The sequence below is a fragment of the Xanthomonas arboricola pv. guizotiae genome, assembly GCF_002940205.1.
In the GTDB taxonomy this organism is placed as follows: Bacteria; Pseudomonadota; Gammaproteobacteria; order Xanthomonadales; family Xanthomonadaceae; genus Xanthomonas; species Xanthomonas arboricola_C.
In genome coordinates, this window is record NZ_MDSK01000004.1 from 64706 (window position 1) to 90722 (window position 26017).

The following is a 26017-nucleotide window of genomic DNA, read 5'->3' on the forward strand; positions in this document are numbered from 1 at the left end:
GAGCGGTCGTCAGGCAGGCGACACGCATGACCGATGAGGCCGAGTGCAAGCCACCGCCACGGGCGCCGGCCCTCGCCTGGCAACGCCGCGGCCGGCAGGTTTTCGCGTTGTCAGCCGGCGGCGGCTTCTTCGCGCAGCTGCTCGGCGCGCTCGGCGCCCAGGTATGCGCCGATGCCGCGGCGCGCCAGATACAGTAGCGGGATCAGTGCGATCGCAAAGCCCATCTTGTAGACATAGTTGAGCGTGCTCACTGCCAGGAACTGGTCGATGGACCAATGCTGCGGGCCGAGCACGAAGGCGATGTAGATCACCACGAAGCTGTCCACCAGCTGCGATACCGCCGTGGAGCCGGTGGCGCGCAGCCACACGTGCTTTTCGCCGGTGGCGCGGCGGATGCGATGGAATACCGACACATCGATCAACTGGCCGAACAGGAAGGCCACCAGCGAGCCGCCGATCGTCCACAGCCCCTGGCCGAACACCGCTGCAAAGGCGGCCTGGTAGTCGGGCACGCCCTGGCTCTGCGCCGCGGTGACCCACCAACCCGCCGGCGCCAGTGCGATGGCGGCGAACGCGAACACGAAGCCGTAGCCGATCAGCGCCACCGCCACCCACGAGATGAAACGTACCCCGCGGCTGCCGAAGAACTCGTTGATGGTGTCGGTCATGATGAACACCACCGGCCACAGCAAGGTGCCGGCGGTGAAGCTGAGCGAGCCGGTCTGGCCGAACAGGTTCCAGTTCAACGGCGCGATGCCGAGGGTGTCTTCCAGCGCGAAGATCTTGACCCCGATGAACTCGGCCAATGCCGCGTTGACGCAGAAGAACGCAGCTAGCGCAATGAACAGGCGAACCGCACGATCGTCGAGGGTGCGCAGCTGTGTCATGGCTTCAGCGGTCCGCGGTACGGGTAAAGGGCACCGATTCGGGCGCCACTGCGCCGCCGGAGATGATGAAGCTCATCGCCTGGTCCACGCTCCAGTCGGTGGGCGTGAGCAGCTCCACCGGCACGATCTCCAGATAGCCGGAGGTCGGGTTGGGCGTGGTCGGCACGTACACCGCCGCCAGCTCGCGGCCGGTGCCCTGTTCCTTGATCACCCGCGTGACCAGGCCGACCGACTTCATGTCCCGATGCGGGAAGTCGATCAGCACCACGCGCTGGGTGCTGCCGGGCTGGGTCTGCAGGATGTCGAGCAATTTGCGCGCGCTGTCGTACACCACGCTGGCCAGCGGGATGCGCCGCATGATCGCCTCGAACCAGCGCAGCAGGCGCTGGCCGATCACCCGCCGGCTCAGGATGCCGACGAACAGGATCGCGCCCACGGTGGCGATCAGCGCGATGGTGTTCTGCACCCACAGCGCCTTGATCCAGCCCAGATAGTCGGGAAACGAGGCGGCGATGCGCTCGGACAACGGCACCACCCACGGGCTGCTGATGCCCGACAACAGCGAGAACACGAACTTCACCACCACCCAGGTCAACCAGACCGGCAGCAGGGTGAGCAAACCGGTCAGAAAGACGCGTTGCAGGGAAGGGCGGGCGTGCGGAGTGGGGGATTCGGACATGCGCGCATTGTAGGCATTCGGCCGCGCTCGGTGCAGGCGCGCGGCGCGCCTTGTTCGCCGGGGAGACGGCAAGTGCGCATTGGCGCCATGCCACTCGCGGCTCTGTCCGGGCCGCTCTAAGATGGCGCAACTCATCCACGGACGGTTGCCCCGCATGCTCGCCAAATTCCTCAAGTCGGCCCTGCTGGGGCTATGCATCCTGATCGCCCTGCTGGTGGCCCTGTACGCGATCTCCGCGCGCTGGCCGATTCCCGACGCGCAGCGCCAGGCCTTGGCGCAGCTGCGTCAACCGCAGCCGCCGCTGCGTGGGCCCAATATGTTCGCCGCGCTATGGTCGTTGGCGTATGCGGTACCCGATGCGCAGCGGGATGCGCTGGTTGCGCAGGATGTGCAGCGGTTCGCGCGCTTGCCGGCAGGCATGCAACTGCAGAGTGCGGCCACGCGCTATCCGCGCCACCCGGATTGGCCGGCCACAGCCCCGGCGCCGTGCACGGGCCATGCCGGGTGCCTGGACCGCGTACGTCAGCAGCCGCAAGCCTATGCCGATGCGCTGGCCACCCAGATACCGTTGTTGTTCAAACTGCGCGATCTGGCCGGTTACGCCGATTACCGCAGCCCGTTCCCGCCTTCTGCCACTGCGCCGTTGCCGCCACTGCCGCCGTTCAAGGTGTCGATGACCAGCAACGCGCTGGACTTTGTGCAAGGGCGCACCACACAGGCGCTGGCGGGTGTCTGCACCGATGCGCAGCTTGCACGCGTACTGCTGCGCAGCGGCGACAATCTGCTCATGCCGATGCTCGGCGCGGCGATGCTGCGCACCAACGCGCACCTGCTTGCCGACATGCTGGCCGCGCTGCCGGCGCAGCATCCGTTGCCTGCGCACTGCCTGGCCGCGTTTGCGCCGCTTGCGGTCGATGAGATCTCGCTATGCGACGCATTGCACGGCGAATCAAGGATGGCGCTTTCGATATTTCAGGAAGCCAGCCACAACGGCCAGGCAAGCGATCTGTCCTGGGACGATCGATTGTCGCTGCATCTACTCGACCAGGAACGCACCCATGCGCTGATGGCTCCGACCTATACCTGGGCATGCAGCGCGCCGGTACGGGCCGTGCTGGCGCAGGATCAAGCGGTGCCGCAGGCACTGATTCCAGTGCCGGACACCGTCTCGATGGGCTGCGTTGCCAATGCAGTGGGGTGTCTGTTGGCGGGTCTGGCACGCCCTGACTATGCGAATTACCAGCACAAGCGGCAGGACACTGCCGCTGCACTGCGCGCGTTATCGGCCGTGCTGTGGTTACGCGATCACCCTGGTGATGCGCAGACACTCGAGCAGCGCCTTGCCGGCTTGCCGCCATCGCTGCGCGGGCAAGCGCGACCGCTGCAGCCCGCTGCGGACGGTCTGAGCATGCAGCTGCGTCAATACGCCAGGCCTGAAGACGGTGTCGTGGAAGATCTGTGGCCGCTCGCGGGCAGCCGGATGGCGCATCCGTCCGGGGCGGCAGTGGCCCCGAAGAACCAGGCGCCCTAACCATTGAAGGCCAGCGGACGGGTGGGGCGGATGCACGAATTCCACCTCAGCCCCGCATTGGGCTGCCGCTGCATCCGCTGGCGGCGCATCGTCTTGCGTGCTGCGTAGGAAGGCTAATACGCCACGTTGGCAGTGCCGCCATCTGTGATAGCGAAGGCGTGCAGCGTTGTCATCAATATCAACTTTCTTCCGCGTACTTGCATGGACGCGCAAGAGCGCGCAACGCAACGCGCCGCTCCTACCGCAGGCTTAGAACCGGAAATTCAACCAGCCCATCACGAAGGTCGAATCGCCGTAACCGGCCTTCTCCAATGCCGGACCTGCCATCAGGTGTTCGGCGCGGAAGGTCACCGACCAGTTCGGGTCGATGTTCCAGGTGGCGTTGATGCGCGGCATGGTGCCGATGCGGCGCTCGCCGGTGCTCTGCGTGCGGGCGTAGGCGCGTGCCTGGTTGTTGTAGATCGCATCGCTGGTGGTCTGCCGCCACAGGGTTTCCCATTCCAGGTTCACGGTGATCTTGGAGGTGGGCGAGAAGGTGAACGTGGGTGCGGCGGTGACCAGGTTGACCGGGCCGAAGAACGTCGCCCAGCTGAAGTAGATCGTATTGCCGTACAGGAAGTTGTTGTTGCGCAGCGTGCCGGTGCCGGAAGTGCCACCGCCGCCGGAAGCGATTTCGCTATGGAAGCCCAGGCGCGGTTTCCAGCCCGATTCGCTCAGCGACCAGGCGTTGGAGGTGCTGGCCATGTAGGCGCGCAGATCGCGTCCGCCATAGCTGCCGCGCTGCACGGTCACGAACGAATCGGTACGCAGCTTGCCCACATTGCCCCACAGGCGCAGGCCGTAATAGTTGCGGTTTTCTTCGGCGGTCTGCCGTCCCCAGACCTGGTTGTCGTTGCGGAACTGGTAGAAGAACGGCTCCAGATACATCGGCTTGGCGGTCGGCAGGCGATAGCCGCCGACCACGCCGCGGAAGTGCCGCGAGCGGTCGATGCGATCGTCGCCCAGGCCTTCGGTGCCATCCAGGTTGAAGTTGAAATCGAACAGGTCCACGCGGGTCTTTTCGCCGATCGCCCAGGCGCGCACGCCGTTGAAGGTCACGAAGATATCGGTGTTGTCGCGCAATGCCATCAGCGTGGTCGGGCCATCGACAAACACCTGGCGACCGACGCGCAGGCCGAGGTCGGCATCTTTGATGCGTCCTTTCACATCGAAGAACACCTGTTGCAGGATCGCGTTGTTTTCCTGCGTGCCGGTCTTGGCACCTTCATTGCGTCCGTCCAGGCTGCCGTGCGCCAGTTCCGTATACAGACGGAAATGCTCGCCGACATGGAAATCGGCGCCGAAGAACGCGCGCAACAGGTACTGCTGCTGCGAATGGCTGCCGGGAATCAAGCCGGGATTGGTGATGGTGTTGCTGCGCACGCGCAATTCATTGCTGAGCGAGACATACACATCGCCCGATTCATTGAACGGAATGTACTTGAGCGGATCGAACGGACTCTTGCGCTTGGACGGATCCTTCAGATACGACCAGTCTTCGGCCCAACGCACCTGCCACATGTTGCCGCCCTGCTTGGCGCCCCAACCCTGCGCTTCCAGCGGATAACCCTTCGCGGCAGCGGGCGCTGCCGGAGCGGCGGGTGCAGCCTTCACCGGTTCCGGCTGGGCCTGCTCGGCATTGACCGGCGCGGTCTGCGCCTGCGCAAACCCCAGTCCCGGCAGTGACAACCCGATCGCCAGGCACAGGCGCCGGGTGGCACCAAAGGAAGTGTCGGCCATGGCCGGCTGTGCCAAGCGTGCAAGTCGCATCGTGTCGCCCTATCGAAAAAAGTGAGTCGTCTGAGCGAGTGGTATCGGCCCAGTGGGCACTGACTGTAGTGGAGCGCTGCCGCAAAGGGAGTAACCCAATGGTTCTAAGCACATGAGCGGGGATTGGGGAGTCGTGATTGGGGATTTGCAAAAGCAGGCATGCAAGCGACGCCCTAGTTCTTCTTCAGTCCGCTTGAGTCAACGCAAGGAAATTCTCGGCCGGAATGCTCTGCGAATCCCCAATCCCCAATCCCCAATCCCCGCCTCATGACTACCGGCACATCCACTATACCCAACTTCGCAATAGCATTGCCTTCGACCTAGCGGAGATGGCCGATGAGCGAACCCGATGCCTACCTGCGGAAATTCCAGAAGGAGCTGAGTGCCGGCACGGTGTCGCTGGCCTTGCTGGCGGTGCTGGCGCAGGCCGAGGAGCCGCTGTACGGCTACCTGATCGCCAAGCGGCTGGAGCGTCTGGACGGCGTGCTGAGCGGCAAGCAGAGCGCGTTGTATCCGGTGCTGCGCAATCTGGAGGGGGCAGGGTTGCTGCAAAGCCATGTCGAGCCGTCGGCGTCCGGCCCACCGCGGCGCTATTACCGCATCACCCAAACCGGGCGTGATTGCCTGCGCGACTGGACCGCCGCCTGGCGCGCCACCCGCGATTCCGTTGACTCAGTGCTGGAGGGGACCCACTCATGACGACCATTGCGCAGGCACGCCCGTTGCCGACCACCATTCCCGATTACCTGGCGCAATTGCGCCAGGCCCTGGCCGGCGCGGACCCGGCGATGATCCAGGACGCGCTCTACGACGCCGAAGAGTACTTACGCGCCGAACTGGCAGAGCAGGCCGGCAAGAGCGAAGCGGAGGTGATCGCCGGCGTGGCAGGCAGCTACGGTGCGCCGGATGAAGTGGCCGAGATCTATCGCGAAACCGAAGTGACAGTGACACGTGCACTGCGCTCGCCGCTGCCGCGCAGACGCAGCACATGGTTCGGCAGGTTCTTCGGCGTGGCTGCCGATCCACGCAGCTACGGCGCGCTGTTCTACATGTTGTTGTCGTTGGTCACCGGCGTGTTCTATTTCACCTGGGTGATCACCGGCGCGAGTCTGTCGGCCGGCTTGATGATCCTGATCATCGGCGTGCCGTTGCTGGTGCTGTTCTTCGGATCGGTGCGGGTGCTGTCGCTGGTGGAAGGCCGCGTGGTGGAGACGCTGCTGGGCGTGCGCATGCCGCGTCGTCCCGCCCATCCGGGGGCGCAAGGCGGCTGGCTGCAACGCATCGGCGCGATGTTCACCGATGCGCGCACCTGGAGCACGATGCTGTACTTCCTGCTGATGCTGCCGCTGGGCATCGTCTACTTCAGCGTGTTCACCACCTTGTTGTCGTTGGCGCTGGGCCTGGCCGCATCTCCGCTGGTGCTGCTGTTCGACAACACGGCGGTGCTGAGCTGGGATGGCGTGGATGTCAGCAGTCCCTGGCTGACGCTGCCGTTGTTCGTCGTGGGCGTGCTGCTGCTGTTCGTCACGCTGCACCTGGCACGCGCCTTCGGCAAGCTGCACGGCATGTTCGCCAAGCACCTGCTGGTCAAGAGCGGTGAAGGCTGAGTGCAGCGTGTGGTTGCGGGTTGTATGGCACGCGGCTGCGATCGCTGCAGTGTCACGTGGTCTGTAGTGAGAGGTCTGAAAGACGCAACGACTTGAAGTCCCGTAGTCGTGTAGGTGGTTGGACAGTGCGGATGGAGCGGTCGCAGGGCGGCTGCTCTGTGGCTTGGCAGCAGGGCCCTTGCCCGCCCACCCTCGCAGGACACGCCGCAAGTACGTCCTTGTAGGCTCTTACGCGGCATCCATGCCGCGTAAGGTCCCGTGACGGTGAGCGGGCAAGGACCAATCGAGATGGTCGTTGTGCATGGTTTTAAACAACGCAATCGACCAGCTCTCTGGTGCGGTGTGCTCGCCGGTTGCGGGACCCTTAGCGGCATGGATGCCGCTGAGGAGCCTCCAGGGACGGATTCACGGCGTGTCCCGCGAGCGGCGAGGGCACCGCGCGCTCGAATCACAAGCTTTTGAGTTAAGCATCCGATTGTGGCTAAACGACGCCACTGTTTTAAGTCTCGATTGTTCTAGACGTTGCGTCATGAGGAGTCTGGATAGCGCGCATGGATCAGTTGTGGAGCGGCGGATCTGCGGCGTGGCTGCAGGGCCCTTGCCCGCCCACCATCGCAGGACACGCCGCAAGTACGTCCGTGTAGGCTCTTACGCGGCATCCGTGCCGCGTAAGGTCCCGCGACAGTGAGCAGGCAAGGACCATCGAAGATGGTCGGTGTGCATGGTTTTAAACAAAGCAACCAACCAACTCTTTGGTGCGGGCGCCACGCACGTTGCCACGCAGTGCGCTGTCTTTACGCGAACCAAAAATCTGCGCGTAAAAAACGCCCCTTGATCGGTCTCGATCACGGGGCGTTTTTGTCGGCCGATCAGGCGCGTTTGCCGCGCTTGCGGATCGGGGTGACGGTGGCGGGGTCGCGGCTGCCGACCGGGTCGGCATCGTAGCGAGCGATGAATTCGCGCACCTGCGGGTACACCACCTCGCGCCAGCGACGGCCGCTGAAGATGCCGTAGTGACCGGCACCTTCCACCACCAGATGACGACGATGCGCCGCGTCGATCCCGGTGCATAGATCGTGCACCGCTTCGGTCTGGCCAAGGCCGGCGATATCGTCCAGTTCGCCTTCGATGCTGAGCAGTGCGGTATTGCGGATCGCCGACGGCTTGACCAGCTGGCCATCCACGTTCCACTTGCCCTGCGGCAGCAGGAAGTCCTGGAACACCACGCGAATGGTGTCCAGGTAATACTCGGCCGGCATGTCGAGCACGGCGTTGTATTCGTCGTAGAACTGCCTGTGCGCCTGCGCGTCCTGCAGGTCGCCCTTGACCAGATCGGTGTAGAAATCCCAGTGCGACATCACGTGCCGGTTGGGGTTCATCGACAGGAAGCCGGCATGCTGCAGGAAGCCCGGATACACCTGGCGGCCGTGGCCCGGATACGGGAACGGCACGGTGTGGATCAGGTTGTTCTGGAACCACTCGATGCCGTTCTCGGTGGCCAGGTTGTTGACCTGGGTCGGGCTGCGGCGCGCATCGATCGGCCCGCCCATCATCACCAGCGAGCGCGGCGTGGGCTCATCGTTGCTGGCCATCAACGACACCGCCGCAAGCACCGGCACAGTGGGTTGACACACGCTCACCACATGCAGGCGCTCGGCGCCGATGTGACGGATGAACTCCTGGATGTAGCTGATGTAGTCCTCGAGCCGGAACGCACCGGCTTCCAGCGGCACCATGCGCGCGTCGACCCAGTCGGTGACATAGACCTTGTGGTTGCGCAGCAGGGTGCGCACGGTGTCGCGCAGCAGGGTGGCGTGGTGGCCGGACAACGGCGCTACCACCAGCACCGCCGGCTGCTGCTTCATCGTGCCGATCAGCTCGACATGGTCGCTGAAACGCTTGAAGCGCAGCAGACGGCAGAACGGCCTGCTCAGCACTTCGCGTTCGATGATCGGCAGCGAATGGCCATCGACCTCGACATCGTCGAGCGCCCAGGCCGGCTTCTCGTACTCCTTGCCCAGGCGATGGAACAGCTCGTTGCTGGCCGCCATGCGCTCGGCGCCCGGGAGCGAGGCCCACAGACTGTCGGGGTCGGAGAACATCTTGGCGTTCGCCTGGGCCTGGTGCACCCAAGGGGCTAGCAGATTGCGGGTCAGCTCGTGCAGTTGATAAAGCATTCCACCCATCCGTGCGGCTCTTTGCTGCCGCGCAGCATACCCCCTTTGGCGCATTTGCACCTTAATGGGGCTGCGGACGGTAGAGGCTGTCATACGCCCCAAGGCAGGCGTTTGCTGGACGAGTGCTTACCTGCGGGAGGGGATGAATGAGGTAGGAGCGCAGCCCCGGTGCACCCAGTCGTCGCTGTACTGAATGTCCAACAGGCTTCGCGCGCACCCTCATCCGCCCCTGCGGGGCACCTTCTCCCGGCGGGAGAAGGGAGTGAAGCCGCTCAGCCTGCGCGAGAGGGGTTGGGTGAGGGGACGCGGCGAAGCCACTCGCCATGCGTGCCTCAACCGGCCAGCGTCCTGCTCAGCCGCGCTCCAGCGCAGACGCCTCATCGGCCAACTGCGGCGACAACCAGCAGTGCGAGCCGAGTGCGGCAAACCCCACGCTGGCGAAGCGGCGCCGATACCAGCGCGCCGGCCGCGCCTGAAAACCATCGTGGTCGCCTTCGAAGGCGTCCTCTTCGGCGAAGGTTTCCAGAAACGCCACGCCCGCGCACATTTCGGCCAACCCCGGCAGGCCCTGGTTGAACTCGCGCGTGGACACGTAATGCAGCACGTCCGAGCAGATCAGCAGATCCACCGGCGCGCAGGGGCGCAGCCAGGCGAAATCGCCGAAGCGGGCAGGGTGGATCTGCCGGCTGCGTCCGTAACGCTGCACCGCATAGGCGCTGCTGTCGAAGCCCAGATAGCTCAGCCTGGGGCGTAACGCCAGCAAGGGCGCGCGCCAGGCCGCCTCGCCGCAACCGATATCCAGCACGCTGCGGATCGGGCGCTCCAGGTAGTACTCGGCCTGGCTCACCGCCAGTGCGACCTTGCGTCGCAGGCGCGCAGGGTCGGCCAGCCCGGCATCCCGGTACCAGCGGCGGAAATAGTGGGCGTCGTACTGCTTGTCGTCGGGTTCGGACATGGACGTCGGGTGCTTTCGCGCGAGCGGATGGGTGAAAATGCGGGCCATCCTACGCCAGCCAGCGAAGCCAGCACATGACCCTGTACCTGTGGATCAAGACCTTCCATCTGTTGTTCGTCACTGCGTGGATGGCGGCGGTGTTCTACCTGCCGCGCATCCTGGTCAATATCGCCGAAGCCGGTGCCGAGCCTGCGGTGCGCACGCGCCTGGTGCTGATGGGGCGCCGCCTCTATAAATTCGGCCACAGCATGCTGGGGCTGGCGCTGCTGCTGGGCGCGGTGCTGTGGCAGGGCTATCGGGTGATTGCGGATTTCCCGACGATGGTGGCCGGTGGCTGGCTGCACGCAAAACTGTTTGCGGTGGCCTTGATCCTGGCGCATTACATCGTGGCCGGGCGCTGGTTGAAGGGCGTGGATCAGGGCCGCAGCCTGCCCAGCGGCCGCGCATTGCGGCTGTTCAATGAAGTGCCGGTGGTGGTGTTGGTCGGGGTGATCTGGCTGGTGCTGGCCAAGCCGTTCTGACACAACACCCGGGCAGTGCATGCGCTCGCCGGATGCATCGGTCGTCGCTGGCGTGTTTGCGCAGCACTGCGGTGATGTGGCGCGGATGGTCGATGGATTCCGCCAAGGCGCCATTGCAAAACGATTGTGCCGACAACTGCAGCAAGTGATCGACCCGGGCCTTCAGGCTTGCCGATATCGCCATCCTTCCTGGGCATGGCTGTGCTCTCGGTCGCCGACCAGGTTTTGTGGGAACACGGTGCGCGCGCCATCCGTGATCGCCGCTTGAGTATCGCTTCAGGCGGCGATCACGCCTGGGTGCCGAGCTCGCTCAGTCCCTTGCGCGCCAAGTCGATCCAGGCGCGTTGCTCGCGCTGGTAATGCCTGGGCGAGGCGGCTGCGTGGCGCAGCACCTGCTCGAAGACGGCCCTGGCCTCTTGCGGGCGCGCGGCGCGCAACAACAGCTGCGCATAACGCACGCGTGCTTCTTCGCCCGGATAGCCTTGCGCAAGCGTTTCGTACTCGTGCAGCGCCGCGTCGATGCTGCCGCTGTCTTCGACTGCGCGCGCGTACAGCAGGTGCCCGTCGTGCGAACGGAATGTCGGATTGGCCGCGATCAACGCGTCCAGCGTCTTGCGTGTGTCTGCGGCCTGGCCCAGCCCGTACTGGGCTTTGGCCAGGCCCAGCATCAGGTCCGGATCGTCCTGGTAGATGCCGCGCAGCGCGCCCTGATACAGCTCGGCGGCACGCGCGTAGTCGCCCTGTTCCAGCAGCGTCTGCGCGAGGCGGCGGCGATTCTCGGGGGTGTCGGCCACATCCAGCTGGCGCGATGCATCGCGCTGTTCGCGTTGCGGGTCGATGCGCTGACGCATCTTGCGCAGTCCACGGCGCGCGGTCGGGTCGTTGCGCAGGTCCGGGATCACCGCCACGCACACGTAGACCAGGACCGCCAGCAACGAAAACGCCAGCAGGATGAAGATCCAGTACAGCGGGCGGCCGCTGCGCACCACATGCACGCAGCAGGCGGCCTGCAACACCAGCGACAGCAGAAGTAGCGGGCTCATATCCGAACAGGTCCTTCCATGGTGGGCAATCGTCTTGCTGGCTGGCGATGCCGCGTGCAGCAGCATCGCCCCGGCAGACCGCCGATCAGTTGCCTTCGTAGGCGCCGTAGCTGCGCAGGCGCTCGTAACGGCGCTGCAGCAGGCCCTCGACCGGCAGCTTTTCCAGCGCTTCCAGCTCGTTGAGCAGCACCGCCTTGAGGCGCTTGCCCATCTGCTCGGGATTGCGATGCGCGCCGCCGGTGGGTTCGCGGATCACCTTGTCGACCAGGCCCAGGCCTTTCAGGCGCTTGGCGGTCAAGCCGAGCTGCTCGGCCGCGTCCTTGGCCTTGGCCGCGTCCTTCCACAGGATCGAGGCGCAGCCTTCGGGCGAAATCACCGAATAGGTGCCGTATTCCAGCATCAAGGTGCGGTCGCCCACGCCGATCGCCAGCGCGCCGCCGGAGCCGCCTTCGCCGATCACGGTGCAGATCACCGGGATCTTCAGCTCGGCCATCTCCAGCAGGTTGCGCGCGATCGCTTCGGACTGGCCGCGCTCTTCGGCGCCGATGCCCGGATAGGCGCCCGGGGTGTCGATGAAGGTCAGCAGCGGCAGGCGGAAACGCTCGGCCAGCTTCATCAGGCGCAGCGCCTTGCGGTAGCCCTCCGGACGCGGCATGCCGAAATTGCGGGCGACCTTGCTCTTGGTGTCGCGGCCCTTCTGGTGGCCGATGATCACCACCGCGCGGCCATCGATGCGGCCCAGGCCACCGACGATCGCCTTGTCGTCGGCATAGGCGCGGTCGCCGGCCAGTTCCTGGAATTCGTCGCAGATGGTGTTGATGTAGTCCAGCGTGTACGGACGCTGCGGATGCCGCGCCAGCTGCGAGACCTGCCAGGCCGACAGGTCGCGGAAGATCTGTGCGGTACGCACGCGCAGCTTGTCGCGCAGCGCGCGCACCTCGGTGTCCACGTTGACTGCAGGACCGGTGCTGGCCTTGCGCAGTTCCTGGATCTTTGCTTCCAGATCGGCGATGGGTTGCTCGAAGTCGAGGTAGTTGGGATTCATGCAGTGGTGTCGTCGACGTAAGGCGGGGAGTGTAGCCGAATGCGTCCGATGAACCCGTACGGTGGGGTTAGGAGAATCGGGAATCGGGAATGGGGAATCAAAGCAGGGCGGATGGCGGCCTCGCTTTTGCGATTCCCCATTCCCGACTCCCCATTCTCAAGCCCACGGAGGGCTGTACTTGATCTTCAAGGTCCGCACCGCGGGGTCGGCGCGCAGGTTGTCCATCAGCTGCTGGTCGATCCGCACCGAGTGGCTGCCGTTGAGGTCGAGCATGCCGGCCACGCCGCCGGTCGAGGCGCGCAGCAGCAGGTCCAGGCGCAGGGGCGTCTTGCCGGGGCGGTGCTTGGCCAGCAGCGCGTCGATGCGCTTCCAGGCCTGTTTCTCGCGCAGGTCCAGGCGCAGCGACAGGCGTTGTGCGTGGTCGGCGCAGATCTGCTCGTAGTCCCAGCATTGGCGGATGCGCAGGCTGTAGCCGCCGTTGAATTCGTCCTCGCGCAAGCCGCCCTTGACGATCAGGATGCGGTCGCGGGTGAGCAGATGCCCGAACTCGGCCATCGCATCGGAGAACGCGCTGCATTCGACCCGGCCACGGCCGTCTTCGAGCTGCACGAACACCTGGCTGTCGCCCTTGCGCCGCACGCCGATCACCTGGCCGGCCAGGATCGCGCTGACTTCCGGGCGCCAGGCGCGCTTTTCGCCATCGCCACCGCCGCCACCGCCGCGTTGTTGCGAGGCGAGGATCTTCTCCAGCGCGCCCAGGTCGCAGCCGACCAGCTCGCGCACTTCGTCGCGGTGCGGGTCGAACGGGTGACCGCTGAGATAGAAGCCCAGCGTTTCGCGCTCGCCGGTGAGCAACTGGCCCAGCGGCCATTCCTTGCTTTCGGGCAGGTCCAGACGCAGCGCCGGCGCGCTCGGGTCCGGCCCGCCGAACAGCGAGTTCTGGCCCGAGGCGCGTTCGCGCGCCAGCTGCTCGGTGGCCTTGACCACTTCCGGCAGCTGCAGCATCAGCGAGGCGCGGTTCTTGCCCAGCCCGTCCATGGCGCCGGCGTTGATCATCGCTTCCAGCGTGCGCCGGTTGAGCTTGGCGGTGCCCACGCGCGTGCAGAAATCCAGCAAGGTGGTGTAGGGGCCGCCGCGCTGGCGTTCTTCGACGATCGCCTCGCAGGCGCCCTGGCCGACACCCTTGATCGCGCCCAGGCCGTACTGGATGGTGTCCGGGCTGGCCGCCTCGAACATGTAGGCCGACTCGTTGACGCGCGGCGGCTTGACGGTCAGGCCAAGATTGCGTACCTCGTCGAGAAAGCCGACCACCTTGTCGGTGTTGTCCATGTCCGAGGACAGCGTCGCGGCCATGAATTCGGCCGGGTAATGCCGTTTCAGCCATGCGGTCTGGTAGCTGACCAGCGCGTAGGCGGCGGCGTGCGACTTGTTGAAGCCGTAGCCGGCGAACTTCTCCATCAGGTCGAAGATTTCGTCGGCCTTGGCCGCGCTCACTCCGCCCTTGGCCGCGCCTTCGCGGAAGATCTCGCGGTGCTTGGCCATTTCGGCCGGCACCTTCTTGCCCATCGCGCGGCGCAGCAGGTCGGCGCCGCCCAGCGAATAATCGCCGACGATCTGCGCCATCTGCATCACCTGCTCCTGGTACACCATGATGCCGTAGGTGTCCTTGAGGATGACTTCGGTACGCGGATCCGGGTAGATGATCTCCTGCTGGCCGTGCTTGCGCGCGTTGAAATCCGGGATCAGGTCCATCGGGCCGGGGCGGTACAGCGACACCAGCGCGATCAGGTCTTCGAAACGGTCCGGGCGCGCGTCCTTGAGCAGGCGGCGCATGCCCGAGGATTCGAACTGGAACACCGCGCCGGTATTGCCCGAGGCGAACACGCCCTTGTAGGTGGGGGCATCGTCGAGCGGAATGGCGCTGATGTCGACCGGGTCGATGCCGGCGCGTGCGTGGCGCACGTTGATCGCCTTGACCGCCCAATCGATGATGGTCAGCGTGCGCAGGCCGAGGAAGTCGAACTTGACCAGGCCGACCGCTTCGACGTCGTCCTTGTCGAACTGGGTGACCTGGTTCTTGCCGCGTCCGTCCTGGTCGTGTTCGGCGAACAGCGGGCAGAACTCGGAGAGCGGCTCGGGCGCGATCACCACGCCGCCGGCGTGCTTGCCGGCGTTGCGGGTGAGGTCCTCGAGCTGGCGCGCCAGATCCATCAGGTCGCGCACATCGTCCTCGACCTGGTAGCGCTGGATCAGGTCCGGCGAGGCCATCTCCGAATCCTTGCCTTCGCCCATCGCATCCTTGAGCGTGATGCCCAGGATGTTGGGGATCAGCTTGGCGACGCTGTCGACCAGGCCGTAGCTGAAGCCGAGCACGCGCCCGGCGTCGCGCACCACCGCCTTGGCCGCCATGGTGCCGTAGGTGATGATCTGGCTGACCCGGTCGCGGCCGTACTTGCGCGCCACGTAGTCGATCACCTCGTCGCGGCGGTCCATGCAGAAGTCGATGTCGAAGTCGGGCATCGACACGCGTTCCGGGTTGAGGAAGCGCTCGAACAGCAGGTTGTACGGCAGCGGATCCAGATCGGTGATCTGCAGCGCCCACGCCACCAGCGAACCGGCACCGGAGCCGCGGCCCGGGCCGATCGGAATGCCCTGGTTCTTGCCCCACTGGATGAAGTCGGCCACGATCAGGAAGTAGCCGGGGAAGCCCATCTTGATGATGGTGTCCAGCTCGAATTCCAGCCGGTCGACATAGTCCTGGCGGGTCTTGCCGGGCGCGATCGGGTTCTTTTCCAGGCGTGCGGCCAGGCCTGCGCGCGACTGGCTGCGGATCCAGCTGTCCAGCGTCTCGTCTTCCGGCACCGGATAGGCGGGCAGGAAGTAGGTGCCCAGGCGCATCTCGATGTTGCAACGCTGCGCCAGCGCGTGGGTGTTGTCGATCGCGTCTGGGATGTCGGCGAACAGCGCCGCCATCTCCTCGCTGGATTTCAGGTACTGCTGGTCGCTGTACTCGCGCGGACGTTTGGGATCGTCGAGCACGCGGCCGGAGGAAATACACACCCGCGCCTCGTGGGCATTGAAGTCGCTGGCGTACAGGAAGCGCACATCGTTGCTGGCCACCACCGGCAGGCCGCGCACGCCGGCCGCATGCAGCGCGAACTGGTTGAAACGTTCTTCGCCCTCGCGCCCGGTGCGGGTGAGTTCCAGGTGCAGGCCGTCGCCGAACACGCGCTGCCAGTCGGCCAGCTGCTGCTCGGCCAGGTCGGCGCGGCCTTCGCCGAACAGGCGCCCGGCCAGGCTGTCGCGCCCGGCCAGGGCGAACAGGTTGGCGTGGCCGTTCTGCAGCCATTCCGGGTGGATCGCCACGCCGCCTTCGGGGCGGTGGCCTTCCATCCAGGCGCGCGTGAGCAGCCGCGACAGGCTCAGGTAGCCTTCGCGGTCGCGGCACAGCAGGGTCATGCGCCAGGGCGTCATGTCCGGGGTGGCGATCATCACGTCGGCGCCGGCGATCGGCTTGATGCCAACCCCCTCGGCGGCCTTGTAGAACTTGACCAACGCGAACAGGTTGTTGAGGTCGGTGACCGCCAGCGCGGGCATGTCGAGTTCGACCGCGCGGCTCAGCAGGTTGGCCTGCTTGGCCTTTTTCGGGTCAGCCTGATCCGGTTTCTCGGGCACACGGATGGTGGAATCCGCCAGCGAGAACTCGGTGTGGACGTGCAGATGGACGAAGCGGGAAGTGGACATGCGAGACCGGAATAATGCGTGGTCAGGGTAGCGAGCGTGCTCGGGTCGAACAAGGCTTGACAGCACCGGCGCAGGGCCGCGGCCAGCTGCCACGGGGCCGGGCGGTGCGGCCGATTCAGGCTTCGGCTAGCTGCGCGCAGCGCGACGGTGGCGATTGCGCGGATCGGGGGCGTGCGCGGCTGCGCATGCGGGGCCCGACGCCGCAGGCCGCAGCCGCAACGGCCGCATGCGCGCGAACGACGGGAGGGCGGCAGTCTGGGGCCGGGTTCGCCTGCGGGGCGGTCGGTCAATCGGCCAGCAGCAGGTCATCGGCCGGGGCCGCGCAGGGCACGTCCCACGGCGACTGCGACGCCTCGATACCCAATGCACGCCGCACCGGGGCGAAGCTGCGGCGGTGCTGCGGGCACGGTCCGTGGCTGCGTAGCGCGGCCAGATGCACCGGCGTGGCATAGCCCTTGTGCTGGTCGAAGCGGTATTCCGGGTGCTGGGCGTGCAGGGCGTGCATCAGGCGGTCGCGGGTGACCTTGGCCACGATCGAGGCCGCCATGATGGCGCGATCGAGTGCGTCGCCGCCGATCAAGGCCTCGGCCGGGCAGGGCAGGCCCTTGGGCACCCGGTTGCCGTCGATGCGCGCAAACCCGGCCACATGCGCCACGCCTTCCACCGCCCGCCGCATGCCCAGCATGGTCGCCTGGTAGATGTTGATGCGGTCGATCTGCTCGCTGTCGATCAGCACCACCGACCACGCCAGCGCCCGCTCGACGATGCGCGCATACAACTGCTCGCGCCGCTGCGCGCTCAGCTGCTTGGAATCGTCCAGCCCGTTGATGCGCGGCTTGCCGGGATCGAACACCACCGCCGCCACCGCCACCGGCCCGGCAAGCGGGCCGCGGCCCGCTTCGTCGACACCGGCAATCAAACGCGAATCGGGAATCGGGACTGGGGAATCGTGAAAAAGCGCGTCCTGCGCCGTCGGAACGAGAACGGCACCGTGGGAAGTTAAGCGCTTCACGACCCGGCTCCTGCCGATTCCCGATTCCCGATTCCCGATTCCTGCTGCTCCAGCAGCCCAGCCACCGCATCGGCCGCGCGTGCCGACGCGTCGCGGCGCAGTTGCGCGTGCAGGGCGAGATAGCGCGGTTGCAGGGCGGCGACCTTTTCCGGGTGCTTGAACCAGTCCAGCAGGGCCACGCATAGCCGTTCCGGGGTGCAGTCGTCCTGCATCAGCTCGGGGGCGAGATCGTCGTTGGCCAGGATGTTGGGCAGCGCGTAGCGGTTGACCTTGAGCAGGCCCAGCGTCCTGACGATGCGGTAGGTGAGCGGGGCGACCTTGTAGCCGACCACCATCGGGCGCTTGACCAGCATCGCCTCCAGCGTGGCGGTGCCCGACGCCAGCAGCACCACGTCGGCGGCCAGCATCGCGGTGCGCGCCTGGCCATCGAGCAGGTGCGAACGCAGCACCGGCAGCGACGACCGCGACAATTGTTCGGCCAGCAGCTGCCTGCAGCCGGGGTTGGCCGCGGGAACCAGCACGTGCAGGTTGGGCAGGTGCTCGGACACCAGCCAGGCGGCCTGGAAGAAGGTATCGCCGAGCTTGCTGATTTCGCCATGCCGGCTGCCCGGCAACACCGCCAGCACCGTGCTGGATGCGGACAGGCCCAGCTTGGCGCGCGCCGCTGCGCGATCGGCCTGGTAGGCGATATCGTCGGCCATCGGATGGCCGACAAAGCGCGCATCGATGCCGTGCCTGGCATAGATCGGCGGCTCCATCGGGAACAGGCACAGCACCAGGTCGGCGCTGGCGCCGATCTTTTCCGCACGCTTTTCGCGCCAGGCCCAGACCGACGGGCTGACGTAATGCACGGTGCGCACGCCGCGCTGCTTGAGCCAGCGCTCGACCGGCAAGTTGAAATCCGGTGCGTCGATGCCGATGAACACGTCCGGCTTCCACGCCAGCACGCGCTCGCGGAAGGCGCGGCGCAGCTTCAACAGCCGCGGCAGATGCTGCAGCACTTCGGTCAGCCCCATCACCGCCAGTTCGCTGGCATCGAACCAGGTCTGGCAGCCGGCACCACGCATCGCATCGCCACCGATGCCGACGAATTCAGCATCCGGATAGCGGCGCCGCAGCTGGTCGATCAAACCCGCACCCAGGATGTCGCCGGAGGCTTCGCCGGCGATCAGCGCGATGCGCGGGGCGCGCGTTTGCGCGCTGGGAATCGGGAGTGGGGAATGGGGAATCGGAAGTGCTGGCGATGGGCCGGCGGCAGGCGCGTCTGTATGCGCGCCTGCATCGATTCCCGATTCCCGATTCCCGATTCCCGTCATCGCAACAACGGCCTTTCCGCCGCCTCGATGAACTCGAGCAGCCCGCGCACGTCTTCGCTGCTCCTGGCCTGTTCGGCCAGCTGCAGTTTGGCTTCGGCCAGCGGCAGGCCGGCGACATACAGCGTGCGGTAGGCGCGCTTGATCGCAGTGATGCGCTCGGCATCGAAGCCGCGCCGCTTGAGGCCTTCGCTGTTGATGCCGCGCGGGCGGCCCAGCGACTCGCTGCCGACCATGGTGAACGGCGGGACGTCGCCGTAGGTCAGTGCGCCCATGCCCAGGAAGGCGTGCGCGCCGATGCGGCAGAACTGATGCGCGCCGGCAAAGCCGCTGATGATCACGTAGTCGCCCACGGTGACATGCCCGGCCAGCGTGGTGTTGTTGGAGAACACGCAGTGGTTGCCGACATGGCAGTCGTGCGCCACATGGGTGTAGGCCAGCATCCAGTTGTCGTCGCCGACCACGGTGATGCCGCCACCGCCGCCGGTGCCGCGATTGATGGTGACGAATTCGCGGATCACGTTGCCGTCGCCGATCACCAGTTCGGTGCGCTCGCCGGCGTATTTCTTGTCCTGCGGCTCGCCGCCGATCGCGGCGTGGCCGATGAAGCGGTTGTTGCGGCCGATCCGGGTGGGGCCGTGGATCGAGCAGTGTGGCCCCACCTCGGTACCCGCACCGATCTGCACATCGGCGCCGATCAACGAGAACGCGCCCACGCGCACATCGCTGGCCAGCGTCGCCGATGGATCGATGACGGCGGTGGGATGGATCAAAGCGGTTGAATCACGCATCGTGTGTCACTCCGGAAGCGGGTTGTTACCTGGCGCCGGCGCACATCACCTCGGCACTGGCCACCACTTCGCCATCGACCTTGGCCTCGCCGTAGAAGCATCCCACGTTACGGATCAGGCGCTTCATCTGCACCTCCATGATCAGTACATCGCCCGGGATCACCTGCTTGTTGAAGCGGGCCTTGTCGACCTTGACCATGTAGAACAGCTGGGACAATGCGTCGCGTCCCAAGCCCAGTTGGGTCATCACGCCGCCCACCTGCGCCAGCGCCTCGATGATCAGCACGCCCGGCATCACCGGACGGGTCGGGAAGTGGCCCTGAAAGAACGGCTCGTTGATGCTGACGTTCTTCTGCCCGACGATGCGCTTGGCTTCCAGGTCCAGCTCGATGACCCGGTCGATCAACAGGAAGGGGTAGCGGTGCGGGATCAGCGTCTGGATCTGATTGACGTCGATCGGCAGCTCGTAAACGGGATGACTCATTGGTTCTCCTTGCCCACGGCCAGGATGCGCCTTGCCAGCACATCCAGCTGTTTGAAGCGCGCGGCATTCTTGCGCCACGTGCGATTGTCGGTGAGGGGGGTGCCGGACGAATACTCGCCTGGCTCATGAATGGAATTGCGCACCACCGACTTGCCGGTGATGACGACCTTGTCGCAGATCTCCAGGTGCCCGACCACGCCGACATGCCCGCCGAGCAGGCAATAACGGCCGATCTTGGCGCTGCCGGCAATGCCGGTACAGCCGGCGATGGCGCTGTGCGCGCCGATGCGGCAGTTGTGCGCGATCTGCACCAGGTTGTCCACGCGCACGTCTTCTTCCAGCACGGTGTCTTCCAGTGCGCCGCGATCGATGCAGGTGTTGGCGCCGATTTCGCAATCGTCGCCGATCACCACGCCGCCCAGCTGCGGCACCTTGATCCAGTGGCCGGCATCCATCGCCAGGCCGAAGCCGTCGTCGCCGATCACCGCGCCGGGGTGGATGCGCACGCGCTTGCCCAGCCGCACCCGGGTGACCAGGGTGACGCGGGCGAGCAACTCGCTGCCGTCGTCGATCACGCAGTCCTCGCCGATGATGCTGCCGGTGCCGATCACGCAGCCCTCGCTCACGCGGCTACGCGCACCGATGCTGACGAACGGGCCGACGTGCGCGGTGGGCGAAACCTGTGCCGTGGGGTCGATCACCGCAGACGCATGGATGCCCGGCGCGCGCACCGGTGCCACCTCGAACAAGGCCGCGATCTTGGCGAAGGCGGTATAGGGATCCTTGGCGACCAGCGCGGTGCCGCGTGCATCCGCCGCATCGTCGGCGCGCAGGACCACCACGGCTGCCTGGCTCTGACCCAATTGCGGCCGATAACGCGGATTGGACAGGAAGCTCAGCTGCCCCGCGCCGGCATGCGCCAGGGTGGCGACGCCGCTGACTTCGACGGCGCCATCGCCGATGAGGGTCAGACCAAATTGTTCGGCAATCGCACTGGCGGTCAAGCGCATCAGGGTGAACCTCGCATAAACGGTAAGTTACTGATTTTACGGAAAAAACGTCGCCAAAAGTTGGCTAAACAGTCGGGCGTAGTTCTTGCCGGGCCGCGACGATGCGGCGAACCCAGGAAGAAGCATATGAAAACTGTCCTCTCCATTTTCGGTAGCGTGATCCTGCTGGGCGCAGTCACCAGTGCATCGGCCGATGATTTCGCGCAGCAACGCGCCGACGCGCAGAGCTTCTGGGACCAGCAGGTGCAATGCATGGACGCGTCCGACTGGGGCGCCACCGCAACCTGCCTTGGCAACGTCTGGAACAACTATTTTTAAGTCTGTTTCACACCAGGGTGTTCAAACAAACAATGGCGGCCCGAGTATCCGGGCCGCCATTGTTTTGCGTGCCGATCTTAGAACTGGCCGCCGAAGGTGAACTGCAGACGTTCGATCTCGTCGTTGTCTTCCTTCTTCAGCGGGAACGCGTAGCTGATCGAGATGGGGCCGACCGGTGCGCGCCACAACAGCGCCACGCCGGTGGACGCACGCAGCTCGTTGGCCTTGAAGTTGTCCACGCCGTCGTAGACGTTACCGAAGTCGAAGAACGCCGACACGCGTGCCGACGGGCTGTCGAACAGCTTGGGGAAATACATTTCCACCGAACCGACGGTCTTGAACGAGCCACCCAGCGGCTGGCCGCGCGAATAGTTCACCGTCCGTTCCGAACGCGGACCCAGCGTATTGTCTTCGAAGCCGCGTACCGAATTGGTACCGCCGGCGTAGAAGTTCTCGTAGAACGGCAGGCCGGTGGCGGTGATGGTGCGCGACACGCCATTGGCGTCGGTCACCACGCGCGTGCTGTCATTGCCGTAGCTGTCGCCATAGCCCAGCTCGAAGCGGGTGTTCAACACGATCGCCGGGATGATCGGCCAGTAGTTGGAGATCTGGTAGTTGAGCTTGTAGTACTCGACCGTGGAGCCGGGCAGGGTGGTCTCCAGGCCGACGCGCTGGTACATGCCGCGGGTCGGCATGAAGAAGTCGTTGCGGGTGTCGCGTGCCCAGCCCAGCTCGGTGCGCCAGGCATGGAAGGTGCGCGTGCCGACCGCGTCGATGTAGTCGATGATCGCCTGCGGGGTCTGGCCCTGGAACGTGTTGATCTGGTTGCTGTCGATGCCGACCATCGCCGAGACGGTGTCGTTCTCGGTGATCGGCACGCCGAACACCACCTGCGCCGAACCATTCTTGCTGTTGTACTGCGCGGTGTTGAAGTCCGAGTAGTCCAGCGAGCGCCACGACAGGTTGTAGCCCAGCGACACGCCGTCGTCGGTAAAGAACGGGTTGGTGTAGGAGAACGCATAGCGCTGCTGGAAGGTGCTGCGCGACGCTTCCACCGCCACGCGGTTACCGCCGCCCAGGAAGTTGTTCTGCGACAACTGCACCGAGGTGGTCACACCGAAGCTCTGCGAATAACCCAGGCCGAACACGAAGCTGCCGGAGGTGGTTTCCTTGACGTTGTAGACCACGTCGACCTGGTCGTTGCTGCCCGGCACGGCCGGCGTTTCCACGTCCACGCTCTCGAAGTAGCCCAGGCGCTGCAGACGGATCTTGGAACGGTCGATCGCCGCCTGCGAGTACCAGGTGTTTTCGAACTGGCGCATTTCACGCCGCAGGACTTCGTCGGACGTGCGGCTGTTGCCCTTGTAGAGGATGCGGCGCACGGTCACGCGCGGGCCGGGCACCACCTGCAGGTTCACTGCCACGGTGCGGTCTTCGCGGTTCGGGGTCGGGATCGGGTTGACCTTGGCGAACGCGTAGCCGACGTTGCTCAGCGTGTTGGTGATCGCATCGGAGGTGTACTCCAGCAGCGCACGCGAGAAGATGTCGCCGGCCTTGGGGATCACCAGGCGCTCGATGTCGGCCTGCGGCAGCACGGTGTCGCCGGTGACCTTGATCTCGGAAATCTTGTACTGCTCGCCCTCGGTGACGCCGGCGCTGACGAACATGTCGCGCTTGTCCGGGCTGATCGACACTTGGGTGGAGTCGATGCTGAAGTCCACGTAGCCGCGGTCCAGGTACCAGGAGTTGAGCTTCTCCAGATCGCCGGACATCTTTTCCTTGGAGTACTGGTCGTCGCGGCGGTACCACGAGGCCCAGTTGTGCTCCTTGGATTCCCAGTTCTCCAGGATGTCCTCGTTGGCGAACTTCTCGGTGCCGATCAGGTTGACGTGGCGGATCTTGGCCGCCTTGCCTTCCTTGATCGCAATGGCCACATCGACGCGGTTGCGGTCCAGCGGGCTGACCGTCGGGGTGATCTCGACGTTGTACTTGCCGCGGTTGTTGTACTGGCGGGTCAGCTCCTGGGTCACGCGGTCCAGGCTCAGGCGGTCGAAGGTGCCGCCCTCGGTCAGGCCGATGTCGCCCAGGCCCTTGAGCAGCTCCTCGGACTTGATGTCCTTGTTGCCGGTCACGGTGAGCTTGTTGATCGCCGGACGCTCCTTGACCGTAATCACCAGGATGTTGCCCTGGCGATCCAGTTGCACGTCCTCGAAGAAGCCGGTGCGGTACAGCGCACGGATCGAGTCGGCCACCTTGGCATCGTCCACGGTGTCGCCGCGGTTCACCGGCAGATAGGTGAACACGGTGCCGGAGGCGATGCGCTGCAGGCCGTCGACGCGGATGTCGCTGGCAACGAACGGCTCGGCGGCCAGGGCAACGACTGGCAGGCTGAGGCCCGCGGCAAGAGCGAGGGCAAGCAGGCGGCGAGTGGGAAGACGCGTCATGTCACATCCGGTTGGAGTCGATTTCGGGTGTTGCTGGATGCCGACGTATGACGACGACAACAGGCGGAAAGAATGGAGCAGCTTCATCGTGGAACCAGGCCGAGGATGTCGTTGTAGAACGCCAGTCCCATCAGCCCGGCCAGGAGCGCCAGGCCGACATACTGCCCGGCAATCATGGCCCGTTCGCTGATCGGGCTGCCCTTGACCAACTCGATAAGGTAATACAGCAGATGCCCACCGTCCAAGATCGGGATCGGCATCAGGTTGATGATCGCCAGGCTGAGCGACAGCAATCCGAGGAAATACAGGAACCAGTCGAGCCCGCGTTCGGCCGAGGCGTTGGCCGCGCGCGCGATCGTGACCGGCCCGGAGATGTTCTTGACCGAGGCCTGGCCGGTCAGCATGCGCTTCATCATGCCCAGCGAGTCGGCGGCCATCTTGCCGGTTTCACGGATCGCCGCCGGCACCGCGGCGAACACGCCGTACTGCTGGCGGCTGTCGTAGGCCGGTGCCTGCGCCGGCGCAAACCCCACGCCCAGCAGCCACTGGCCCTGCGGCGATCGGCGCGGGGCGATTTCCAGCGCCAGCCGGTCTTCGCCGCGCGCGACCTCGATCATGCCGGTACCGCCTTGCGCGCCCAGTGCCTGCAGCTGGGCGGGAATCTCGTCGGCCGCACGGATCGGCTGGCCGTCGATGGCGACAATGCGGTCGCCCGGCTGCAGCAGCCCCTGCGCCGCGGAGCCGGCGACCACCTGGCCCACCACCGGCGGCTGCAGCATGAACTGCCAGCCGATGCCGGCCAGCGCCGCCACGCGGCGCTCGTCGAAGCCGGCCGGCAGCTGCGACAGCCGCAGCGTGTGCTCGCGGTTGCCGGCCCCGTCGATGGCGGTCAGCACGCGGATATCGCGCTTGTCCATGGCGGCGGTGGTGAGCTGCATGCTGGCATCGCTCCAGCTGCCGACTTCGCGCCCATCGATGCGCACGATGCGCTCGCCCGGGGTCAGGCCGGCTGCGGCGGCCAGGCCATCGGCGCGGCCGACGGTGGCCGAGTAGTCCTGTTTGCCGACCACGAACATCGCCCACAGCATCGCCATGCACAGCAGCAGGTTGGCGATCGGGCCGGCGGCCACGATGGCGATGCGCTGCCACACCGTCTTGCGGTTGAAGGCCTGGTCCTGCTCGGCCGGATGCACGTCGCCCTCGCGCTCGTCGAGCATCCTGACGTAGCCGCCCAGCGGGATGGCCGCCACCACGAACTCGGTGCCGTGCCGGTCGCGGCGCATCCACAACGGTTTGCCGAAGCCCACCGAAAAGCGCAGCACCTTGACCCCGCAGCGACGCGCAACCCAGAAGTGGCCGAATTCGTGGAAGGTCACCAACACGCCCAGGCTGACGATCATCCACCAGACCGAACCGATGAAATCACCCATGGATGCAACTCGTCTGCGTAAATCGATCAGGCATGAAGGCGGTGATGGGCGAGGGCGCGTTCGGTGATCTGCCGCGCTTGCGCATCGGCAGAGAGCAGGGTGTCGAGGGAGTCGGCATTGTGCCGTGGGAGCGTTGTCAGTGTGTGTTCGACCAACGCGGGAACCGCTAGGAAACCCACCTGGCCCTGAAGAAACGCTGAAACAGCCACTTCGTTGGCCGCGTTCAGGATCGCAGGCGCGGTTCCACCGGCCTCCAGCGCCTCCCAGGCCAGCCGCAGGCACGGAAATGCGGCGGTGTCCGGCGCCTCGAAATCCAGCCGCCCCTGGGTCAGCAGGTCCAGCCCGGCGACACCGGACTCGACCCGCTCCGGCCACGCCAGGCCGACCGCCAGCGTGGTGCGCATGTCCGGCAGGCCGAGCTGGGCCAGGGTGGAGCCGTCGACGAATTCCACCAGCGAGTGCACCAGGCTTTGCGGGTGCACCAGCACATCGATCTGCGCGCCGGGCAGGCCGAACAGGTGATGCGCTTCGATCACTTCCAGGCCCTTGTTCATCAGCGTCGCCGAGTCCACCGAGATCTTCGGTCCCATCGACCATTTGGGATGGGCGACCGCCTGCGCGGGCGTGACGGCGCCCAGCGCGGCGCGGTCCCAGCCGCGGAACGGCCCGCCGGACGCGGTCAGGATCACCCGGCGCACGCCGCGACTGGCGTCGCAGGAACGCAGGCACTGGAAGATGGCGCTGTGTTCGCTGTCGATCGGGATGATCTCGGCGCCGGCGGCCGCTGCGGTGCGGGTCAGCAGTTCGCCGGCCAACACCAGCGATTCCTTGTTGGCCAGCAGCAGGCGCTTGCCGGCGCGGGCCGCGGCCAGCGTGGACGGCAGGCCGGCCGCTCCCACGATCGCCGCGACCACGGTGTCGCAGGCCTCGCTGGCGGCCAGTGCGTCCAGGGCGTCGGAGCCGGCGTGCGCCTGGGTGGCCAATCCGGCCGCGCGCAGACCGTCGCGCAGTGCCGGATACAGGGATGGCTCGGCGATCACCGCATGCGCAGGGCGATGGGTGACGCACAGCGCCAGCAGCTCGTCGACCTTGCTGCCGGCCGACAGCACGCTGGCGCGCAGCCGCTGCGGATGCCGGGCGATCACATCCAGCGCCGACGCGCCGATCGAGCCGGTGGCGCCGAACACGGCGACCTGACGGAGAGGGGAGCCAGCCAT

The 26017-nt window shown here is 65.9% G+C and carries 21 protein-coding genes; 5 read left to right on the forward strand and 16 right to left on the reverse strand.

The genetic code is table 11. The annotated features are described in order from the left end of the window. Positions 1-110: 110 nt before the first annotated feature. Together XarbCFBP7408_RS03700 and XarbCFBP7408_RS03705 are read right to left on the reverse strand one after the other, a co-directional pair. The gene (locus XarbCFBP7408_RS03700) at positions 111-887 is read right to left on the reverse strand and encodes a queuosine precursor transporter (RefSeq protein WP_104561492.1); all 777 of its coding nucleotides are present in this window, start codon (positions 885-887) and stop codon (positions 111-113) included. A gap of 4 nt (positions 888-891) precedes the next feature. Beyond that, a complete protein-coding gene (locus XarbCFBP7408_RS03705; RefSeq protein WP_104561494.1) occupies positions 892-1566 on the reverse strand; it encodes a DUF502 domain-containing protein in 675 nt (224 codons plus the stop codon). A 154-nt stretch (positions 1567-1720) separates the two neighbouring features. On the opposite strand from XarbCFBP7408_RS03705, the gene XarbCFBP7408_RS03710 reads away from it, so the two are divergent. After that, on the forward strand, positions 1721-3097 hold the full coding sequence (locus XarbCFBP7408_RS03710; RefSeq protein ID WP_104561496.1) for a hypothetical protein: 1377 nt from the start codon (positions 1721-1723) through the stop codon (positions 3095-3097). A 249-nt stretch (positions 3098-3346) separates the two neighbouring features. Here XarbCFBP7408_RS03710 and XarbCFBP7408_RS03715 read toward each other — a convergent pair whose 3' ends face one another. Beyond that, positions 3347-4906, reverse strand: coding sequence for an alginate export family protein (locus tag XarbCFBP7408_RS03715; protein ID WP_181106191.1), 1560 nt, complete (start codon positions 4904-4906; stop codon positions 3347-3349). 336 nt (positions 4907-5242) lie between these two features. On the opposite strand from XarbCFBP7408_RS03715, the gene XarbCFBP7408_RS03720 reads away from it, so the two are divergent. Then, positions 5243-5605: a PadR family transcriptional regulator gene (locus XarbCFBP7408_RS03720; RefSeq protein WP_104561500.1), complete on the forward strand. Its 363-nt coding sequence runs from the start codon at positions 5243-5245 to the stop codon at positions 5603-5605. Further along, complete coding sequence (locus XarbCFBP7408_RS03725) at positions 5602-6513, forward strand: sensor domain-containing protein (RefSeq protein ID WP_104561502.1); 912 nt, start codon at positions 5602-5604, stop codon at positions 6511-6513. The genes XarbCFBP7408_RS03720 and XarbCFBP7408_RS03725 overlap by 4 nt, the downstream gene beginning before the upstream one ends. A gap of 869 nt (positions 6514-7382) precedes the next feature. Here the strand turns inward: XarbCFBP7408_RS03725 and XarbCFBP7408_RS03735 are convergent. Both XarbCFBP7408_RS03735 and XarbCFBP7408_RS03740 read right to left on the reverse strand, forming a co-directional pair. Continuing rightward, complete coding sequence (locus XarbCFBP7408_RS03735) at positions 7383-8690, reverse strand: polyhydroxyalkanoate depolymerase (RefSeq protein WP_181106193.1); 1308 nt, start codon at positions 8688-8690, stop codon at positions 7383-7385. A gap of 352 nt (positions 8691-9042) precedes the next feature. Further along, positions 9043-9645: a class I SAM-dependent methyltransferase gene (locus XarbCFBP7408_RS03740; protein WP_181106195.1), complete on the reverse strand. Its 603-nt coding sequence runs from the start codon at positions 9643-9645 to the stop codon at positions 9043-9045. A 74-nt stretch (positions 9646-9719) separates the two neighbouring features. On the opposite strand from XarbCFBP7408_RS03740, the gene XarbCFBP7408_RS03745 reads away from it, so the two are divergent. Next, entirely contained in the window at positions 9720-10166 is a 447-nt protein-coding gene (locus XarbCFBP7408_RS03745; RefSeq protein ID WP_104561508.1) for a CopD family protein, read from the forward strand. Positions 10167-10453: 287 nt separating this feature from the next. Here XarbCFBP7408_RS03745 and XarbCFBP7408_RS03750 read toward each other — a convergent pair whose 3' ends face one another. From XarbCFBP7408_RS03750 to lpxD, 8 genes are all read right to left on the reverse strand, one after another. Further along, positions 10454-11209, reverse strand: a complete 756-nt coding sequence (locus tag XarbCFBP7408_RS03750) for a tetratricopeptide repeat protein (protein WP_104561510.1) — start codon at positions 11207-11209, stop codon at positions 10454-10456. A gap of 85 nt (positions 11210-11294) precedes the next feature. Next, positions 11295-12254, reverse strand: coding sequence for an acetyl-CoA carboxylase carboxyltransferase subunit alpha (locus XarbCFBP7408_RS03755; RefSeq protein WP_016902405.1), 960 nt, complete (start codon positions 12252-12254; stop codon positions 11295-11297). A 156-nt stretch (positions 12255-12410) separates the two neighbouring features. Then, positions 12411-15998 (reverse strand): DNA polymerase III subunit alpha, encoded by a 3588-nt coding sequence (dnaE, locus tag XarbCFBP7408_RS03760; protein ID WP_104561512.1) that lies wholly within the window; start codon positions 15996-15998, stop codon positions 12411-12413. Between the two features lie 286 nt (positions 15999-16284). Next, on the reverse strand, positions 16285-17010 hold the full coding sequence (locus tag XarbCFBP7408_RS03765) for a ribonuclease HII (RefSeq protein WP_104561514.1): 726 nt from the start codon (positions 17008-17010) through the stop codon (positions 16285-16287). After that, the gene (gene lpxB / locus XarbCFBP7408_RS03770; RefSeq protein ID WP_258072000.1) at positions 17007-18326 is read right to left on the reverse strand and encodes a lipid-A-disaccharide synthase; all 1320 of its coding nucleotides are present in this window, start codon (positions 18324-18326) and stop codon (positions 17007-17009) included. The genes XarbCFBP7408_RS03765 and lpxB overlap by 4 nt, the downstream gene beginning before the upstream one ends. Continuing rightward, positions 18323-19114, reverse strand: a complete 792-nt coding sequence (gene lpxA, locus XarbCFBP7408_RS03775) for an acyl-ACP--UDP-N-acetylglucosamine O-acyltransferase (protein ID WP_104561516.1) — start codon at positions 19112-19114, stop codon at positions 18323-18325. The genes lpxB and lpxA overlap by 4 nt, the downstream gene beginning before the upstream one ends. A 25-nt stretch (positions 19115-19139) precedes the next feature. Then, positions 19140-19598 carry a 3-hydroxyacyl-ACP dehydratase FabZ gene (fabZ, locus tag XarbCFBP7408_RS03780; protein ID WP_104561518.1) on the reverse strand — a complete coding sequence of 153 codons (459 nt, stop codon included), beginning with the start codon at positions 19596-19598 and terminating at the stop codon, positions 19140-19142. Then, the gene (gene lpxD, locus XarbCFBP7408_RS03785) at positions 19595-20608 is read right to left on the reverse strand and encodes a UDP-3-O-(3-hydroxymyristoyl)glucosamine N-acyltransferase (protein WP_104561520.1); all 1014 of its coding nucleotides are present in this window, start codon (positions 20606-20608) and stop codon (positions 19595-19597) included. The genes fabZ and lpxD overlap by 4 nt, the downstream gene beginning before the upstream one ends. Before the next feature lie 126 nt (positions 20609-20734). Between lpxD and XarbCFBP7408_RS03790 the strand changes: the two genes are divergently transcribed. Beyond that, complete coding sequence (locus XarbCFBP7408_RS03790; RefSeq protein ID WP_104561522.1) at positions 20735-20926, forward strand: hypothetical protein; 192 nt, start codon at positions 20735-20737, stop codon at positions 20924-20926. Positions 20927-21003: 77 nt separating this feature from the next. Here XarbCFBP7408_RS03790 and bamA read toward each other — a convergent pair whose 3' ends face one another. From bamA to XarbCFBP7408_RS03805, 3 genes are all read right to left on the reverse strand, one after another. Further along, positions 21004-23370 (reverse strand): outer membrane protein assembly factor BamA, encoded by a 2367-nt coding sequence (gene bamA, locus XarbCFBP7408_RS03795; protein ID WP_181106197.1) that lies wholly within the window; start codon positions 23368-23370, stop codon positions 21004-21006. An 83-nt stretch (positions 23371-23453) separates the two neighbouring features. Next, positions 23454-24800 (reverse strand): RIP metalloprotease RseP, encoded by a 1347-nt coding sequence (gene rseP / locus XarbCFBP7408_RS03800; RefSeq protein ID WP_104561526.1) that lies wholly within the window; start codon positions 24798-24800, stop codon positions 23454-23456. 26 nt (positions 24801-24826) lie between these two features. After that, complete coding sequence (locus XarbCFBP7408_RS03805) at positions 24827-26017, reverse strand: 1-deoxy-D-xylulose-5-phosphate reductoisomerase (protein ID WP_104561528.1); 1191 nt, start codon at positions 26015-26017, stop codon at positions 24827-24829.

Excerpts from the sequence above, each read along its gene's own strand:
- XarbCFBP7408_RS03700 (WP_104561492.1), bottom strand. The coding sequence starts at position 887 with ATGACACAGCTGCGCACCCTCGACGATCGTGCGGTTCGCCTGTTCATT.
- XarbCFBP7408_RS03705 (WP_104561494.1), bottom strand. The coding sequence starts at position 1,566 with ATGTCCGAATCCCCCACTCCGCACGCCCGCCCTTCCCTGCAACGCGTC.
- XarbCFBP7408_RS03710 (WP_104561496.1), top strand. The coding sequence starts at position 1,721 with ATGCTCGCCAAATTCCTCAAGTCGGCCCTGCTGGGGCTATGCATCCTG.
- XarbCFBP7408_RS03715 (WP_181106191.1), bottom strand. The coding sequence starts at position 4,906 with ATGCGACTTGCACGCTTGGCACAGCCGGCCATGGCCGACACTTCCTTT.
- XarbCFBP7408_RS03720 (WP_104561500.1), top strand. The coding sequence starts at position 5,243 with ATGAGCGAACCCGATGCCTACCTGCGGAAATTCCAGAAGGAGCTGAGT.
- XarbCFBP7408_RS03725 (WP_104561502.1), top strand. The coding sequence starts at position 5,602 with ATGACGACCATTGCGCAGGCACGCCCGTTGCCGACCACCATTCCCGAT.
- XarbCFBP7408_RS03735 (WP_181106193.1), bottom strand. The coding sequence starts at position 8,690 with ATGCTTTATCAACTGCACGAGCTGACCCGCAATCTGCTAGCCCCTTGG.
- XarbCFBP7408_RS03740 (WP_181106195.1), bottom strand. The coding sequence starts at position 9,645 with ATGTCCGAACCCGACGACAAGCAGTACGACGCCCACTATTTCCGCCGC.
- XarbCFBP7408_RS03745 (WP_104561508.1), top strand. The coding sequence starts at position 9,720 with ATGACCCTGTACCTGTGGATCAAGACCTTCCATCTGTTGTTCGTCACT.
- XarbCFBP7408_RS03750 (WP_104561510.1), bottom strand. The coding sequence starts at position 11,209 with ATGAGCCCGCTACTTCTGCTGTCGCTGGTGTTGCAGGCCGCCTGCTGC.
- XarbCFBP7408_RS03755 (WP_016902405.1), bottom strand. The coding sequence starts at position 12,254 with ATGAATCCCAACTACCTCGACTTCGAGCAACCCATCGCCGATCTGGAA.
- dnaE (WP_104561512.1), bottom strand. The coding sequence starts at position 15,998 with ATGTCCACTTCCCGCTTCGTCCATCTGCACGTCCACACCGAGTTCTCG.
- lpxB (WP_258072000.1), bottom strand. The coding sequence starts at position 18,326 with ATGACGGGAATCGGGAATCGGGAATCGGGAATCGATGCAGGCGCGCAT.
- lpxA (WP_104561516.1), bottom strand. The coding sequence starts at position 19,114 with ATGCGTGATTCAACCGCTTTGATCCATCCCACCGCCGTCATCGATCCA.
- fabZ (WP_104561518.1), bottom strand. The coding sequence starts at position 19,598 with ATGAGTCATCCCGTTTACGAGCTGCCGATCGACGTCAATCAGATCCAG.
- lpxD (WP_104561520.1), bottom strand. The coding sequence starts at position 20,608 with ATGCGCTTGACCGCCAGTGCGATTGCCGAACAATTTGGTCTGACCCTC.
- XarbCFBP7408_RS03790 (WP_104561522.1), top strand. The coding sequence starts at position 20,735 with ATGAAAACTGTCCTCTCCATTTTCGGTAGCGTGATCCTGCTGGGCGCA.
- bamA (WP_181106197.1), bottom strand. The coding sequence starts at position 23,370 with ATGACGCGTCTTCCCACTCGCCGCCTGCTTGCCCTCGCTCTTGCCGCG.
- rseP (WP_104561526.1), bottom strand. The coding sequence starts at position 24,800 with ATGGGTGATTTCATCGGTTCGGTCTGGTGGATGATCGTCAGCCTGGGC.
- XarbCFBP7408_RS03805 (WP_104561528.1), bottom strand. The coding sequence starts at position 26,017 with ATGGCTGGCTCCCCTCTCCGTCAGGTCGCCGTGTTCGGCGCCACCGGC.